The sequence below is a fragment of the Gordonia sp. NPDC003950 genome (assembly GCF_053605205.1).
Genome location: NZ_JBSGIT010000027.1, coordinates 1 through 16,811 on the forward strand (window position 1 = coordinate 1; position 16,811 = coordinate 16,811).

General features: G+C 59.1%; 11 protein-coding genes. 2 read left to right on the forward strand and 9 right to left on the reverse strand.

Translation table 11 applies throughout. From position 1 onward, the window contains the following. Positions 1-134, forward strand: a 134-nt coding sequence (locus ACWETB_RS20250) for an ATP-binding protein (protein ID WP_452213292.1), incomplete at its 5' end; no start/stop codon positions are given. A gap of 68 nt (positions 135-202) precedes the next feature. Here ACWETB_RS20250 and ACWETB_RS20255 read toward each other — a convergent pair. Both ACWETB_RS20255 and ACWETB_RS20260 read right to left on the reverse strand, forming a co-directional pair. After that, the gene (locus ACWETB_RS20255; RefSeq protein ID WP_452213218.1) at positions 203-1,798 is read right to left on the reverse strand and encodes a hypothetical protein; all 1,596 of its coding nucleotides are present in this window, start codon (positions 1,796-1,798) and stop codon (positions 203-205) included. After that, a complete protein-coding gene (locus tag ACWETB_RS20260) occupies positions 1,795-2,868 on the reverse strand; it encodes a hypothetical protein (protein WP_452213220.1) in 1,074 nt (357 codons plus the stop codon). Before ACWETB_RS20260 ends, ACWETB_RS20255 begins: the two co-directional genes overlap by 4 nt. 955 nt (positions 2,869-3,823) lie before the next feature. Between ACWETB_RS20260 and ACWETB_RS20265 the strand changes: the two genes are divergently transcribed. Next, complete coding sequence (locus tag ACWETB_RS20265; RefSeq protein WP_452213222.1) at positions 3,824-5,560, forward strand: hypothetical protein; 1,737 nt, start codon at positions 3,824-3,826, stop codon at positions 5,558-5,560. 281 nt (positions 5,561-5,841) lie between these two features. On the opposite strand, the gene ACWETB_RS20270 is transcribed toward ACWETB_RS20265, so the two are convergent. The 7 genes from ACWETB_RS20270 to ACWETB_RS20300 form a co-directional block, all read right to left on the reverse strand. Further along, the gene (locus ACWETB_RS20270) at positions 5,842-6,561 is read right to left on the reverse strand and encodes a restriction endonuclease (protein ID WP_452213224.1); all 720 of its coding nucleotides are present in this window, start codon (positions 6,559-6,561) and stop codon (positions 5,842-5,844) included. Between the two features lie 63 nt (positions 6,562-6,624). Further along, positions 6,625-8,103, reverse strand: a complete 1,479-nt coding sequence (locus tag ACWETB_RS20275) for a P-loop ATPase, Sll1717 family (RefSeq protein WP_452213226.1) — start codon at positions 8,101-8,103, stop codon at positions 6,625-6,627. 29 nt (positions 8,104-8,132) lie between these two features. Next, complete coding sequence (locus tag ACWETB_RS20280; RefSeq protein WP_452213228.1) at positions 8,133-8,888, reverse strand: M48 family metallopeptidase; 756 nt, start codon at positions 8,886-8,888, stop codon at positions 8,133-8,135. Next, positions 8,875-11,949, reverse strand: a complete 3,075-nt coding sequence (locus ACWETB_RS20285; RefSeq protein WP_452213230.1) for a type I restriction endonuclease subunit R — start codon at positions 11,947-11,949, stop codon at positions 8,875-8,877. Before ACWETB_RS20285 ends, ACWETB_RS20280 begins: the two co-directional genes overlap by 14 nt. Then, the gene (locus tag ACWETB_RS20290) at positions 11,942-12,970 is read right to left on the reverse strand and encodes a GIY-YIG nuclease family protein (protein WP_452213232.1); all 1,029 of its coding nucleotides are present in this window, start codon (positions 12,968-12,970) and stop codon (positions 11,942-11,944) included. The genes ACWETB_RS20285 and ACWETB_RS20290 overlap by 8 nt, the downstream gene beginning before the upstream one ends. Continuing rightward, entirely contained in the window at positions 12,967-14,175 is a 1,209-nt protein-coding gene (locus ACWETB_RS20295; RefSeq protein ID WP_452213234.1) for a restriction endonuclease subunit S, read from the reverse strand. The genes ACWETB_RS20290 and ACWETB_RS20295 overlap by 4 nt, the downstream gene beginning before the upstream one ends. After that, positions 14,172-16,610, reverse strand: a complete 2,439-nt coding sequence (locus ACWETB_RS20300; protein ID WP_452213236.1) for a type I restriction-modification system subunit M — start codon at positions 16,608-16,610, stop codon at positions 14,172-14,174. The genes ACWETB_RS20295 and ACWETB_RS20300 overlap by 4 nt, the downstream gene beginning before the upstream one ends. Between the last annotated feature and the right edge of the window lie 201 nt (positions 16,611-16,811).

Here is a 16,811-nt window from a genome sequence, read left to right on the forward strand (position 1 = left end):
AACTCATGCCCAAAACACTGGCCACTGCCACCGTGGACCGGCTGCTGCACCACGCCCACCTCTGCCAGACCACCGGCGACTCCGTGCGCCTGGCCCAAGCACTCGCCGGGAAGGGGGTCACCGCCCTGAACTGACACACCCCCGGTGGCGGACCAACGGTGGGCACATTCATGTCCGCCACCGGGCACCCCCTCGTGACCGCCTACGGGCAGTTCCCACGTCCGCCTGTGGGCACTTCCCGATGTCCCTTGACAGTGAGCGCACGTGCGGCCTCGTGGTAGATCGCGTGATCGTTGGATCCGGGCGCCCACGGACTGAGCTGCTGTCGTTTGCGTTGGTCGTCGGTCAGCGTGATCGTGACGCTGCGTTGTCTGCAGCACGGATACAGCGGCATGTCCGGCTCGGGTTCGATGTATGGCAGATCGAGCCGGTCCTCGGTGTCTGGATTGTGCCAACGGGAACAGCGGACGTTGCCGAGGCTGGCCGGGCAGCTCAGCACCATCTTGACCGCCTTGTCGGGCTGTGCGCCTTCAGCGGGGCGTCCTGGTCGGGTGTTGCGCTCGATGAGTCGCCTGTCGACGCCCATCAGCCTCGGCAGGAGCTGACGGAGTCGGCGTTCGCGAGCCTCCCATTCGTCTTTGTCGAGCACGTCGCGTAGTGGCTTCACGTACTGCTTGCCCAGGGAGATGCCAGCCGCCGTCGGACAGTACCAAGCACCCGACAATTGCACGGGACCAGGCTTGACGCCACCGGGCTGCGCCGGAACGCTCTCGAAATCGCGTCGCCAGTGGTCGGGATAGCGGAAGACGCCAGCATACTTCCGATCAAATTGCCATCGATCGAGGCCGTCTTTCAGATAACCCATGTCGAAGGTGATCAGCGGCCATCGGGCCGTTCGGCTTGTCGGTCGACTGTCGAACCCGTTGCGTTGATGATGCTCGATGGCTTCGTCGAGCCCTTCGAGTGAACCCGATGTCGGTGGGTGAATAGCGATGCCGGTGAACAGGATCGGCCGGTTATGCAGGGCATCGGGCGGCCCGACGCTGCTGACCGCGGTGACACCGATTCCCCACGCCCGTTTCTTCGTCAGCGGATTCCCTTCGGCGTCGACGCGATTGCGGAAGTCCCTGCGGTAGTAGCCACCGAAGTAGATGGCCGACCGGTTGCGGTCGTCGGTGACGCCAAGGTCGTAGGTCCCATCTGACGTGTCGATAATGGTCTCGTCGACGACGACATCGCCGCGGCCGCTTTGTTGGTGTTCGGTGGGAATCGAGCCGGCCAGAATGCGGTTGACGACAGTCGAGAGTCGTTGCGCCGCTACCTCGTATGCCTCTTGTTGCTCAGGGGTTCGGGCTCGGATGATCGCCTTGTGCTGGGTGACGGGAATTCGTACTGCGGGCTGATCGCGTGCCGAGTCCAGGCAGGCCAGTGTTCGATCAAGCCAGTTCCTGAAGCTTTTCAAGGCTCGGTCAGCATCGGACCTGATGGCGGTGAGATCGGCGTCGGCGATGTCGAGCTGGGCAAGCTGGTCAGGGGTGAAGTCGAGCAGGGTGCGGAAAATCGTGCGGACCGTAGGTTCGGCTCGTCTGAGCAGCACGCAGGCAAGGGCGACGAGGACGCTTTCGACTGTGTAGGACAGGGCACCTCGGAACGGTCCGCGGGGTGCGGCCACACTCTCGGCTCGCCACCCCTCGATCATCGCTGCGGCACCGGAGCGGTTCACGACGACTACTGCTCGAGTGAAGATGCTGTCGCTGGTGTGGACTTCAGAGTGGTTGATGCTGGGATGAATACTCATTGCCCGTCCTCCAGGAAGTGAGCGGTGATCTCGTTGATGTCGCCCGTCGCGTCGGCAACCACGTCCAGGTCGCTCATGTGGTGCAGGCTTGTGACCCCGGCGAGGTAGCAGAACTCGCTGACGGGCACCAACTGCACAACTTCTTGTATCCACGCATGGCGCAGGGCCTGCGCGTTGAGTCGTTCGGGCTGGCCACGTTCAGCAAGCCGATCGTTGACCCGGTTGATGCCGTTCCTTTCGACGGTGGGGGCCGAGCCGAATGCCAGCAGGAGGTCGTGGCGTGCGTTCGCGGCGTAGTGCTCCAGTTCTTTCCCGATCTGCTCGTCAAGGACAGGCACGTCTCGTGGCGCTGTCTTCGGAGTTTGCAGCGTGACAACCACCCACCGCTCCCCGTGATGCCGCTCTACCCGAATGTGCTCGCGCCGCAGATGCTTGAGCTCCTCTGGGCGGGCACCAACCCCGTACATGAGGTCCACGAGCACCGTCAGCGCCAGCTCCCACTTCTCACCGAGGGTCAATGCGACGCGGTACAGCGCATCGATCTCCTCGTCGGTGGCCGGCGCGGTGCGTATCTGGCGCGGAGCGTCCAAAGTGAATGCCGGTGGGTACTCATGCGGGTACCAGACGCGGCCAGCGGTGTAGAGCAGGTATCGCAGGGTCCGGCGGGCAGGTCGGTTGCGTGATATCAAGTACGCGTCGACGTTGCTGCGGCGCAGTGCCCGCAGCGGATCGACCCGGCCAGTGTCGTGGTAGTAGGCGACCAACAGGTGCACAATTGCGCCGAACGCGTCCCGGTCGACGATCTCCGAACGAAACGGGACTGACGCCTGCACGCGCGCCGCGTCCTCTCGCACCGACTCCCCGACACTCGCTTGTCGCACCTTAATACCCATACCGCGCAACCGATTCAGACGCTCCACATCGAGACCATCGGTGGAGATCGTTCCAACAACAACGCCGGGATTGTCGTGGCGAACCTTACGACCTGTGGCTCGCTTGCCGTCGCGATCGTTCGGCTGGGGTTGCGGCGTCGGGCCACCCTTGCCGCGTGCCATCACCACCACCCCCACGCCATGAGGCTGGTGCGCTTGATTTCGTGCCGCGGGCACGATGAAATGAACATGCCAGAATCTCCTAGCTGAGAACTTGTGAGTTTTGGACGCGGCATCTGCCGCCCCGTGGGGGGCCGGGCCCTAATCCGGCCCTCCCACGGCACTCCCGGCGACGCACGCCGAGATCTTGCAACGCTGTCCCACGGCAATTCCACCGCGACACAGCACTGACATTGGTGGTGGAAGACCCGAATGGCGGCGGCACCACACGTCGGCGCGCTGCAACACCGTCACGCGACGGGAGCGCAACCAACAGGCACTACCATGAGCCACGACGGGCCCCTTTCCTTGGCGGTTCGGGTGCCCGTAAGGGGGCGGGCGCTGTTGACGCAGCGCTTGCCTCCGCCCTCGATAAGCGGGCACACCTCGAACAGTACGAGAGAATCCCTCATTTGCACCGCTGCCATCTATCGGCGTGTCGCAGGTCAACCGCTCAGTGCATGCCCTAATCACCGCCTAAGATTGGCGCATACGTCGAAGCCCACATTGTTTGAGGAGGATGGTCCGCCTTTGGCGTGCCGTCCTGTCGGTGCGTCCTGGTAGACCAACGCACCATGAGTATCCGCTCGCTGACGACCCCGAAATCGGTCGACGATCTCCTGTCTCACCGGACTCTCTATCCACCGGTTGCCATCTGCCTGAATCCGGGATGCACAAATTCGTGTTCGTATCCCATCAAGAACAAGGGAAGACGGCCCCTCTTCTGCTCAAAGGCTTGTGCCACAACGTATTCCGCAAATCGCGTCGCTCTGATACGAGAGCTTGAGTTCATCGAAGCGGCTCTGTCGGAGGTCGCGACATGGAGCGCTGCCGCGACCTCGCTACGTCAACAACGCGCGCATGCGAGTTGGCTTCTCACCAGGTATGGCGGCGCACCGAACCAGGACGCTGATGCTTCCGGAGCGGTCGCCCGTTGACTCCCGTCGATTGGCCCCGACTCGGTGACCATCTGTTTACCAGAACAGTCGAAGCGCTCGTCAAACGTCGATGGGCTGAAATCGCAAAGGTCACCTGCCCAGACGGGAGAGGGGGCGACAACGGCATCGATATCGAGGTCGTACAGGGCAAGGCCCGACGGCGCGTCTACCAAATCAAATATTTCACAGACGGTTTCAGTGGCGATCGCAAGTTCACCCGACGGCGACAGATCAAGAACTCGTTCGAGCGGGCCAATACTCTGCAGCCTCAACCGTTCGAATGGTATCTCGTGGTTCCCACGAAACTCACTCCAGGAGAACGTAAGTACGTCCTTGACCTGGAGGACGACGGTACTGCCCGCGTCAAGATTCTCGACCGACCGGAGCTCGACGATCTGATGGCCCAGTACCCAGACATCCATCAGTACCTCGCCACGGATCAGATGCGCGACGACATACGACTCTTCCAGAAGGAGACCGAAACCCTTAGTACTACAGACTCATTGAGTGAGCGTCTTAGGGGTCTTGGCGCTCGGGCCGATGCAATGAACCTGAACTGGGGTGTGAACTTTACCCGCACAGGACAGATCATAGAACTGTCACCGTATCCCAAGACTCCGAGCGCATCGCACGACTGCCCTATCACCGTTAGCTTTGGAACTCGGTTCGGACCCGAGCACGCCGACCTTCGCAATCAGTTTGAACGATTGATGAAGTTCGGCGCGGAAGGCACGGTCATCCTCAACTCCGAAACTCTCACCAGCCTATCCGTAGATGGCCCAATACCTTTCGCAACAGACGGCACTGACGGCGAGCTTGAGATATCAAAAGAGTCGCTGCCCAACGCGGTCGGAAAGTCAGCAGAACTCCGATTCTTGAACGACGACGACGTGACCGCCGCAACCCACGAGGGCACAGTCACCTACGCAAATCACGGGACCCACGGCTGGGCGATCACGCTCAGCTTCTACGGGCACGCAGCCGTCGAGATCGACCAACCCAACAAAGTCGGCGAAGTCGGTGCTGTTCATGTCAACTACAACTTTCACAGTATCGATCCGAATCAAGTCCTGCGCCTCGCGGGCCTTCTCGACAGCCTCCACGAGGCTGCCAGATGCGAGCTCTACCTCGACCAACAACGCGCCGGTCTCCTAGACCTGCAGGAAGTGGAGGTCACGAATACAGAGGAGCTACGCAAAATTGTTGGTATAGCAACCGATCTCGACATCGTGCAGCGACACTGCTCACAGTTCTTCACAGTCCCCCCGGAGGTGACAGCCTGGGACAGGGTCAACCTTCGCGTGGCCAGGTGCATAATTGAGGGTTTCCTCGTAGCCTCGCCGCGCGCGAAGGTGCAGACCGTCCAAATGACTGGGGAAGTATCGCCGGAGCTCGAGCTATTGCTCAGCGGGGGTGTCCCAATAAGGTGCTTGGTGGACGACTTCACTCTGACCCTAAGTGACCGGCAGCTACCTATAGGCACGGTCGGGATGTACCACCCGAGAGCGACTGCCGTGAACCCCGAAAAGGCCCGCGCGGCAATGAAGAACGGGACCGCACGTGGTCGAGAACTCCAACTGAAGCCCGGGAACGAACCGTACTTCTACCTCTACCTCGCCGACAAGACAGACAGCCCCCAAGATCTCAAGGTCGCCATGTGGTCGCTGCCCGACATCGATCAGCCCGGAGTCGACTCGACGGCCGTCCGTTCCGCCGTAGTCTCGGCCCGATGACACCCAGTGATCTACGACGACACCTTGTGAGCGGTCGCACACGGCAGCTCCGCGCTTCTGATGAGGCTCACCGATTTTCCCAGGGCGGCTCAGGGAGATTCCCCACCTGGTGGCGGCTTCTGCTGTAGCGGCGGCGGACACGGGGTCGTGCCGTGCACCTCCGGCGTGGCCACTTGAACCGACCCTTCTCAGCCGGTCCTTCGGGTCGAACATGATTTAGGGCCCCTCTCGCACAAGCGGAGTCGCGTCGAGGCCAAACGATAATCAACTGCTTACCAGGTTCAACGGGAGTCGCGCTCGTCGGGCTCGGCTGCGATGACGGACCAGCCGAGCACCACGCACAGCAGCACCATGGCGACGCCGCCTACCAGAAACCACCAGTCACCAGCAGTCGGCTCAGACAACAGCCCGGACACCCCGAGGTACATGAAGAAACCGCCAGTCGCCAGGACTGCCAGTGGTACCAACGCCAGCAGAGCTAGTGCCAGCCACGCCGCTACCTCCTCCACAAACTGCCGAGCGCGCCCAGGATGTGCCGGCTTTCTCGGCTTCGCCTCAGACGTGACGATCGACGGAGTCCTCCTGCGGTACGCCATCGCGTGTTTGCCTACGGCCTTGGCCCTGCCGTTCATCGAGAACTCGAACAGCACCATTCCCACCGCGTCCGCATAGTCCACGGCCTGAGGAGTGTAGCCGCTCTTCGAGAAGAAGAACATCTTGCTGTTCCGCTTCCAGAGGCGCTGCTCGCGCAACCAGGCGCCGCCGAGTTGCTGAACAGCCGGTCGGCCAACAGGTTTGGCCTGCCACTTCACCTGGGCAATCGTGTTCGATGAGCGGACATCGATTCCCTGATCCCCACTGGATACCGTCTTCACGGCATCTGAGAACCCGATCTTCTTCATAATCCCGGCTGCGACATGCTCGGCACGATCCGCCTCAGCCCGCGTGATCCCGGCCAGAGCATCAGTCACGTTCCCCAAAGAGTCACCGTCAACGTCCATCACTTTCTGGCCACCATCCCTCCCATGGTCTCTGCATCGCAGTATGCAGCACTGTCCAACAGATCACCTGATTAGGCCTAGCGCCTCCTTGAAACCTGGATGCACTCGAAAAGACTTCACGGTCGGATCGAAACGAGCCCTGGAGTCTTTATAGCGCCACACATACTCTGAACCTCCGCCCCTGCCTCCCGGCTTGAGATAGCTAATGATCGAGAAGGTGAAGAGATCTTCTATTGCTCTGATAGCGCTGCTTCCTGGCTCGGTAAATCTATCTTTGTAGATATCCTGAAACGTACCTAACTCAAACTTCTCTTGGCCAATTGACTTAATTATCTCGAGGTACTCCCGATACGCGGGAACATGCTTGGAGATTTCATCATCAATCTCGTTCAGAAGGTATTCCGAGTATCCTTCACGTGCCGAGTGAACGCAGTTATTATCAAACCTATCCGTGGAAGATTCTCCATTCTTGAAATGCACTAAGACCTCGTTGCAGAACTTAATCATGTCGCGTGGCCTGAGAAACGTACGATCACAGATGTGTTGGTACTTGGTTTGCCTGCCCGGCATTCGCGAACCAGAATCCTCTTCAAACACGTCTTCCCAGATCACGGGAAGGTCTGGCTGTCCGACCACCTCGGTGAACCTAGTCTCCATGAGTCGCTTCAGGGTGAGGGCTGATTGTGCAGTGGAAGAGGCGTTCCAGGTTATCCACGACGCGTAGTTTTCAGTTATCTTATTCTTATCCTCAAATTGCAGCTCATGAAAAATATCGTCCCTCAAGAACACGGTTGGGCTCAGGTTCTTTCCTGATTCGCGAGCCGCAAGAAATATGTCCTTGGCGGCTATTATTAGTCCAACGAGACGTTGGCTGTACGTGGGATCTTTAATAGAGAATCCCAAGTCTAACTGATCGAAACATATGTAGTACTTCAAGCTGGGATTGAGGCTCCTGACTATGCACTCCTGCATTGCCCTATTAACAGCTTGTATGTGAACTGGCAAATCCTGCATCGAAACCCGTTCACCCTCGACTTTTACGAGTTTGAAATCAATGGATCCCTTGACCTTTATCCTCTGGTCAGGGCTGAAAAGAGTCGCCATATCCGGGTCGCTCGACCCATACGAGTCCACAACGAATGCCTCAAGTCGTTGAATCGGCTCAAATGAAGAGTCACACCAAGGTTGGCTATTATCCTTATTCAAGAGAATCTTTGCCAGGTTCATCAGAATCAGGTATTTCCAAGAGTGGACATAGCGTCGCTCTTCCGGTACGCCTACCTCCGCTTGCAGGTCATGATGGTGCCAAGGGTAGTCTTCAAAGCTATAGCCTTCAGCGAGGACTGTCGAGTCATCCTTACCCAGTAGTCTTCGGTAAATTGCTGTCTTGCCTGAACCTTTCCTCCCCAGCACCAGAAACTTCTTCATTGCGCTGACAGAGATGTAAGCAGGATGATCTTCGAAGCAATCCGCAAGCAATCCATCAGCATCTGCGTCAATCCCTCCGAAACTATCCACGGCAGCCAATTCTGACTCAGTCACACGTACCTTCCCATGCTGGTTGTGGCATCCTACCGACCTTCCCATTCCTCATGTGCAAGCGAAGCCCCATTCAGCTGATTTCGGCGGTTGAGCCAGTCAGGTAACTCACTGTCCATCAGCGCTACGAAGCGCTGCCCGTGCCCACGCTCGAAGTAGTGCGTCATCTCGTGAACAACGATGTACTCCAGGCACTCTGGCGGCTTCTTCGCTAGTTCGACGTTGAACCAGATGTGGCGGGTCTCGCGATTGCAGGAGCCCCATTTGGTCTTCATGCGACGCACGCTCCACTTGGGCACGACGACGTCGAGACGCTTCTCCCACGTTTCGATGAGCGGAGGCAATGCGTGGCGGAGTTGCTGGCGGTACCACTGGTCGAGTTGCTGGCGATGCTGATCGGGCGACATCTCGCCGTTGGTGTAGAGCAACAACCGGTCGCCGCTGACCTCGAAATGAGGCCGGCCGGGCCGTTCGATCACAGCGAGGCGCAGCCGACGGCCCCACACATAGTGGGATTCGCCGGTTGTCATCTCCCGCTGAGATTGACGAGGTGCGTTCCGAAATTGGACCTGCTGCTTGCGAATCCACGAGTATCGCTGAAGCACAGCCAGTCTGACTTGGTCCTCGGTGAGACTCAAGGGTGCGGCTACGCGTACCCGGCCAAGCGGTGGTTCGACTGCGATGTGGAGATTCTTGACGTCTTTGAACTCGACGTCGACCTCGATGTCTCGGACGGTGAGGTAGCCGGGAGAAACAGAGGGATCTGTCGACTGGTCAGTGGTACTCATCGTGAGCCTTCACCACGGCCATGAGTTCGTCGAACTCATCCTCTCCGAAGTCGGCTGGCAACTCGGCTCTGATCGCATTTCGTACGAGTCGCTGCTTGAGCTTGCTGTCGATCCAACCGTGAGGCTTCACCTCGTGGATGACGATGTCGATTCGTCTGGCGAGTTGGTCGTCGCCGAGGTTGTCGATCAGTGCCTGGAGTCCCGTGTGGATCGGGCTCTCGCGCTCGGGTCGTGCTTTGCGTGCGAGTTCGATGAGCTCGGCGAGGTAGTTCTCGTAGTCGATCGCCTCCCTCCGCCGCTGTTCGATGAGCGCGGTCAGGAGGTCACTGACGTGGTCGTAGTACTTGGGGTTCATCATGCGTTCGTCGGTGAGGATCTTGCGCACGTTGTTGACGATCGTCTCTGACACAGCCCGCGGATCACTTCGCACACCGGCGGGGAGGAGGCCGAGAGCGTCGGGACCGAGCTCGACGATGAGCTCGATGAGACCCTTGTCCTCAAAGGTCGCAACCACCTTGGATGTGTCTGCCTGGATGTAGGTGTCGAGGAGGTAGCGCATTCCGGCTTCGTATTGTTTGAAGTCGACGTTCTCGCAAGCGCCGAGTTTTACCTCGGTACGGATGCTGATGTAGTCTGCGACTTCCTTCTTGATCTGCGCTGCTTGGGTTTTCGTGTACCCAGCATCGGCCATGTCGCCGGCGATGTTTGCGTAGGCGCTGGTGACCGCCGACACTGCTTTGTAGAGCATGACCCTCTTGGGTTCGTTGTCTTTGAGTTGCTTCGCGTCGCCTTGATCCTGGGCGCAGAAGTACTGCTGGTACTCGTAGGTGCCCTTGGGTGGCTTCACGGGTTCGACGAGCGCTCGGATGTGCTCGAGCGCCTCGTCGAGGTCTTCGCGCGCCTTCTTGACCCGATCGGTGAGGAGTCCCTCGATGTCGTCCTTCTCATAGCCGTCGAGCGCTTCCGCGGTGTAGTCGTGGATCGCTGATTCCAGTGACTTGAACAGATCACGGTAGTCGACGATGTAGCCGTAGTCCTTGTCGTCGCCGTCGAGTCGGTTGACGCGGCAGATCGCCTGGAACAGGCCGTGATTCTGCATCTTCTTGTCGATGTAGAGGTAGGTGGCCGATGGTGCGTCGAACCCGGTAAGGAGCTTGTCGACGACGATGAGGAGCTTCATCTGGCCGGGGTTCTCGACGAACTGTCGTTTGACCTCGCGTTCGAACTGCTCGACTTTGCTCATCGCTTTGTCGGCCGGTTCGTTGAAGTAGTCGGCGAGCATGCGACGGTAGATCTCGTACTGCCGCAGCTTCTCAGTCTTTCCTTCCCCGGAGCGTTCCTTCGCGATGTCACCGGTGTTGGGGATGTAGCTGGTGACGATGGCGCACTTGCCTTGGAAGCCGGCGTTGCAGAACAGTTCGTACAGGCGGCAGGCCTGGTAGATGCTTTCCCCGACGAGCATGGCGTTGCCGCGTGAGTTCTTCAGGCGCGGTTTGAGTTCCATGTCGAGGAGGATGTCGTTGACGATCTGACGAGATCGTGGCTCGCTGGAGGCGATCTTCTGCATCGTCATCCAGCGTTTCTTTAACTCTGCCTTGGACAGATCCGTCATGTTCTGGGTCTTGGCCTCGAACCACTGGTCGACCCGCTCCGGAGAGGTGAGGTGCTGCTCGATGTTGCGCGCTTCGTAGCGGAGATCGAGGACCACGCCGTCGGCGACGGCTTCGTCGAACTTGTAAGTGTGGATGAAGGAGCCGAAGGTTTCGAGGCTGGTGGCTTTGTCGGCCTTGAGCAGCGGCGTGCCGGTGAAACCGATGAACATCGCTTCTGGCAGCAGCTGTTTCATGGCGTCGTGCATCACGCCGGACTGGGTGCGGTGGGCCTCGTCGACGAAGACAAAGATGTTGCCCTTGGCCTTGAAGTTCTTCGGGATCTTCGCGTTGAGTTCACGGACGAACTCGGCGGTGGCCTCGTCGTCCTCGCGGTCAGAGTCCGGCGCACGGAACTTGTGCACCAGTGAGCAGATCAGCCACTCTTCGGACTTGTTGAGTGCGGCGATGAGGTCGGCACCACTGCGGGTGCGGTAGATCTCCTCGTTGACACCGTGAAACACCTTCTCGATCTGCTCATCGAGTTCGGTGCGGTCGGTGATGAGCAGCACGCGCGCGTCGGGCTGGTTCTCCCGAATCCACTTGGCCAGCCACACCATGGTGAGGCTCTTGCCGGATCCCTGGGTGTGCCAGATGATGCCGCCCTCGCGCCTGGCGATGCGCTCTTGAGCAGCCTTCACCCCGAAGTACTGGTTGTGACGGGGGCCCTTCTTTACGCCTGAGTCGAAGACGATGAAGTCGTGAATGAGTTCGAGGAAGCGGCTTTTCTCGCACATCTGCAGGAGCGCCTTATCGAGCGGGCTCACTTTGCGGCGAGAAGCTTCTTTCCATGTGAGCCAGTACTTTTCGGACGTGTCGATCAGCCCGTATCGAAGACCTTCGACGTCGTTGCCGGCGAACACGAACTGGACTGTGGAGAAGAACGGTCGGATGAAGTCCGGTGATTGGTTTCCGATTGTCTGTCGAATACCTTCGGACACGGCAACTTTGGACCGCTTGAGTTCGAGGGTGGCCAGAGCGATGCCGTTGACGTAGAGCACGATGTCAGGGCGCTTGGTGTGTTCGCCCATCACGGTCACTTCCTCGGCGACGGCGAAATGATTTGCCTCCAGATCATCCCAGTCGATCAGCCAGACCGTCTCGTACTGCTCGCCGACGCCAGGCTTGACCTTCACGCCGTAGCGCAGCAGACCGTAGACATCACGGTTCGCTTCGTACAGGTCGTGGCCGGCACCAACCGCTGCGGCCTTCCCGAGACGATCGAGTGCACGGGTGATGACACTCTTGTCGTAGCCCCGTGCCCGGAGACTTGCGACAAGCAGTCCCTCGTCGATGTTGGAGTTGCCGGCCCTGGCAGCCCAGTTGCCGAGGTAGTCGTATCCAAGCTTCCTCGCGAGAAGGTCGACCACGTGTTTCTGCGTGATGCGCTCCTTCCGGCCTACCTCACTCATGACCTGCCCCCTCGCTCATGGCCTCCTCGAGCCCCTCGGACTCCCATTCACCGTAGGTTGTGCGCGTGCCCTGTACCTTCCACTCGAGACGACCGTTGGCGTTACGGCCGGCGACAACAGCGGCTGCTGCGCTCGGGCTGGAGAAGGGGTGGTCGCGGTGGAAGATCATCGTGGCGCCGTCCGGCGAGGGTACAAGCGTGCCGTCGTTCTCCAGCTTGGTGCGCAGCCCGATGTAGTTGTGGCCCGCGGCACCCATCCACGCGGAACGCGCCTGGGAGCCTTCGATCACGGTGAACTCGCCGTCCACTTCTTGTGCCGTCGCGATGATGCCCCACTTCTTCATCGTCATCTCGAACTGCGGCGAGTCCGTGCGGCCGCCCTCGGAAGATGCAGACGCCGTGGCAACGGACGTCCTCGGGGACCGAAAGATGTTTACTCCCAAGAAACCAAGCACCCACCGAGGGATCAGCAACCCCAGATGACGAGAGTGCGGGTTGTCAGCGTGGCGGTCAGCGCGAGGTCGAAGTAGAAGCAGCACGATCTTGGCCTGCTCAATGAAGTACTCCATGTCGGACACGTCCGCCTCGGGCAGCACAATCGGCGCGGGAGAGGTTCCGTTCGTGAGACGCGCGCGGCTGGCCCTGACCGCGAGGGTGATGAATCGACTCTCGAGGTACCGGGCGTGTGCCTTGGTCAGGTTCGCGTCCTTACTTGTCAGGACAATGGCCCTATCCCAGAAGTCCTTGCCGTTCTGACCTTCTGGCCGCGCATGTTGGTACAGGCGCTTGCTTACATCATCGCCTTCACCGACGTACGCCAGCTGCCCGCCGAGGCTGTCCGGATCATCACCCAGCAAGATGTAGATACCCGTGCGAGTCGCTTCGGGACGCTTCAACAACGCCGCCAGATCTGAACGCGGGGCCGCCACGACGTGACCTGTCCAGTTCATGATCTCCGCCGTCAGCAGACCACCAGGAGTGCCGTCAGCGAGGAACAGCCGAACCGACTTGCCAGCGCTCACGGTTCATCCTCCACCGGCAGGCGGGTGCGACCGGTCAGGAGTTGTTGCATCATCCCGGTCTTGATGTCGCGTGACTTCAACAACCTCGATCGAATCGACGAGATCTCACGTTCGATATCATCCAGCGCTGTAACTATCGCTGCCTGCTCGACTCTCGGCGGAAGATTTAATTCAATGCGCTCGATCTCTCCCATTCCTATATTACCTTGCGATGAAGTATTGGTTAGAACCTCAATTTGGCGTTCCGTTTCCCTCGACTGCAGCTGGTAATAGATAAATTTTGATACCAGGCTATCTCGTGGCCGAATTAGTGCAATTGGCGACCATATATTGACTTCTTGGTCAGAATCGAGGACCGCCACCTTCCCAACCGAAGCGGCCTTACCGAGTAGCACATCGCCTCGCCGTGGCCGACATTTCCTGCTAAAGACTTCATGGTCGGACCTCGAGATATAGCGTAGATCTCCCCAGTCGATATGCCCGTCCACCAGATTATTTACCGAAAGAAACGGGACTCCAGAGTTTAAGAACTGCGGCGTCGAGTGTGGTCCATCAGTCACTGGAATCTCCACGATATCCTTCACACTTAGGTTGATCCACCGTCCATCAAACCCAGGCAGGCGGGTGCGGCCGGTCAGGAGTTGCTGCATCATGCCCTGCTTGATCGCCTGCTTCTTGGCGATGAGGCGTTCGAGGGAGTACGTGAGGCGATCAGCACTATCGAGTGACTTACGCACATGCACTTGCTCGTCGTAAGCTAGCCTTGGTATTTCCGTTGCGCGAACTTGAGCAAGGCTGATCTGCGGGTACGCCTGTCCCGTAACAATTGACTCGTAGTATTCGCGCATCGCACTCTGGGACAGATAATGATACACATAGCCCGGGTCAAACGCGGCGTCTGTGATCCGGATGCGAGCTATATGCTGATTAATATTTGCTGAATCGAGATCTTCTAACAAGACTACCCGTCCAACATTCCCGGTAATCGTCATTAAAATGTCGCCCTTGACCACTCGACTCCGCCGGAGGACCTTATTTGCCGACTCTGAGATGTACATGGATTGCCTCATGTCAAGTCCATGGTCGGAGACACACTCGCTGCGGAGGAAGGGGACTCCCGTTGCTTCCCAAGCGAATCCATAGGTTGTAGGGGTGGCGCCCTTTGTGATGAATCCGCAGATGTCACCAAGTTTGACAGTAGTCATGATGATGGAACACCCATCTCTGCCAGGTGCCGAAAGTTATCAGCTTCGAGCTTTTTCAGTGTGGCTTCAATGGCGGAAGCCGTCTCAGCATAGCGCTCCCCGAGCAGCCGTATGCGTTCGACGAGGCCGACCGTTAGGCCTTCAACTTCACCGGCAACACGTTGCGCAACAACACTCTGCCATTTGTCATCGAGTACAAGGGCTTTGACATCGCTGATCGTCAGATCTCCGTACTTGGCCAGCGTCTTCTGGTCCAACTCGACCTGCGCATCTTTGGATGCCTTCTTCGTGTGGGCCTCGGCGTCGTAGAGTTTGAGAAGTTGCCCCAGGGCTCCGATCTCATCCGGGTCTGCCCCTTCGCGTTTAGCTACCCGAAGGCGCGCACTCACGAGTGCTTTGGTCGCCTTGCCGTCGTCCATGGACTCGGCGAGCGGCCCATCCTCAGTCCCGTTCTCTTCGATGTACTCCTCGACGGCTCGCGTCGCGTCATCCGCAGCGGCATTCAGTTCGTCAAGCTCAGCTTGCTCACGAGCGAAGTACCGGGCAACGATCAGTGCCGGCGGGATGAGGTCCATCTTGTACTTGGTAGCTCCTCGTCCTTTGCCAACCACGAGATCTGCTGTCTCCGATAGCTTCCTGACCTTGTCCTCGATGGTCTTGCGAGGCTTTGCCGCGTCGAGCCAGCCGTCGCTCATGATGAGATACACATCGTCGTGCATGACCTCGTGCCAGTAGGTCATGAGTTGCTCATAGATGTCGTATTCGTCCACCAGCGGCACATCAGCGAAGCTGCGGAGCAAGTCGTCGCCGATCTCGGTGATCAGGTGGTTCGGATTGGTGTTGGCGGTGATGTGGCTCAGCCGGGCACGATGCGAGGTGAACCAGTCCGTCGTAATGGCCTGCGCGCGTTCTGCAAACGCTTTGAACTCGTCGGAATCGAGGATCGCTTGTTGCACGTCGCCGACGTCGATACGTAGGTCGCTGTAGCCGGCCCTGTTGCGTTTGAAGAGCTGCTTCCGCAGGCTCGGGAACGCCTCCCAGTAGTCGATGAGGGCATCGAGGTCGCGGTTGGGGATGCCGCCGTTGATGTGGGCGTCGAGGTCCTGCAGGTCTTCGGGTTCGGAGGAGTCGATGTAGCGGGGAATGTTGAGGTTGTAGTCGTTCTTGGCGTCGGCGATCTCGCGCAGCGGCACCATCCGCGAGTACCGGGGAATCTCTCGCTGATTGGTGAAGGTGTCGACGATCCTGTGGATGTCTTGGCTGCGCAGTCGGTTCTTGGGACCGTCCTTCATGAAGCCCTTGGATGCGTCGATCATGAAGACACCGGTGCGTGCGTTGGCGTTCTCCTTGTCGAGAACGACGATGCAAGCAGGAATTCCGGTGCCGTAGAAGAGGTTCGCGGGGAGTCCGATGATGCCCTTGATGAAGCCCTGCTGTAGCAATCGTTCGCGGATGCCGGCTTCGGCGTGGCCGCGGAACAGGACGCCGTGCGGCATGATGATGGCCGCTTTGCCCGTGCTCTTCAGAGATGCGAGAGCGTGGAGCAGGAAGGCGTAATCGCCGTTCTTCTCCGGTGGTTTGCCGTATTCGAAACGGCCGTATTCGTTTTCGAGGCCGTTGCTCCATGACTTTGTCGAGAACGGTGGATTCATCACGACATAGTCGAAGCGTTCGAGCCGGGTGCCCTTGACGAACTGCGGGTTGGTGATGGTGTCGCCCTTGGCGAGATCGGCAATCTCGTTGCCGTGCAGGATCATGTTCATTTTGGCCAACGCCCAGGTGGAGAAGTCCTTCTCCTGCCCGTAGATACTCATGCCGTGCGGTGCCTCGGCAGCGGCCTTGAGTAGCAGCGATCCGGAGCCGCACGCGGGATCGAACACCGTGTCGCCTCGCTTGGTGTGTGGCCCGATCCCGACGACCTGGGCGATGACCCGTGACACCTCGGCCGGCGTGTAGAACTGTCCCTTGCTCTTGCCCGACTCCGTTGCGAAGTGCCGCATCAGATACTCGTAGGCGTCTCCCAGCAGGTCATCGCCTTCGGCTCGGGAACCGCGGAAGTCGAGACCGTTGAAGATCTCAACCAGCTTTGAGAGCCGGTCTTGCATCTCCTTGCCCTTGCCGAGCTTCTCCTCGTCGTTGAAGTCGGCGAGGTCAATGACATTGCGCAACTCGTTAGCCTCGGCCAGCTTTGCGATGACCTTGTTGAACCGGTCACCGATCTCGACCGACCCCTTCGCCTTCAGGAGATCGTCGAAAGACCCGCCGCGCGGAACATCGATGAGGCTATTCCGGTCGGCCTTCGCCTTGTCGGAAACGTACTTCACGAACAGCAGCGTCAAGATGTAGTCCTTGTACTGACTTGCGTCCATGCTCCCGCGCAGCTGATCACAGCTCGCCCAGAGCGATGAGTACAGATCCGACTTCTTCAGCGCCACGACACCGGCCTTCCACAAACACGAGAGGGTGTTGCCTGCAAATAAGGCCCTACCCTAGTGCGTTCGGAAGGGGTTTACGGGCAGCTCAAGGGGACGGCGTCGATCCAAGTCCCCTAAATCAGAAAGTTGCCACCCGGCGCAGGAGACTGGGGATAAAGAGCGAGGTCACAGCCTCGGAAGGACTGTGACCTCGAATGTGCA

What these genes read in the sequence shown, in the direction of transcription:
- ACWETB_RS20255 (WP_452213218.1), bottom strand. Translation starts at nt 1,798, where the DNA reads ATGAGTATTCATCCCAGCATCAACCACTCTGAAGTCCACACCAGCGAC.
- ACWETB_RS20270 (WP_452213224.1), bottom strand. Translation starts at nt 6,561, where the DNA reads ATGGACGTTGACGGTGACTCTTTGGGGAACGTGACTGATGCTCTGGCC.
- ACWETB_RS20280 (WP_452213228.1), bottom strand. Translation starts at nt 8,888, where the DNA reads ATGAGTACCACTGACCAGTCGACAGATCCCTCTGTTTCTCCCGGCTAC.
- ACWETB_RS20285 (WP_452213230.1), bottom strand. Translation starts at nt 11,949, where the DNA reads ATGAGTGAGGTAGGCCGGAAGGAGCGCATCACGCAGAAACACGTGGTC.
- ACWETB_RS20295 (WP_452213234.1), bottom strand. Translation starts at nt 14,175, where the DNA reads ATGACTACTGTCAAACTTGGTGACATCTGCGGATTCATCACAAAGGGC.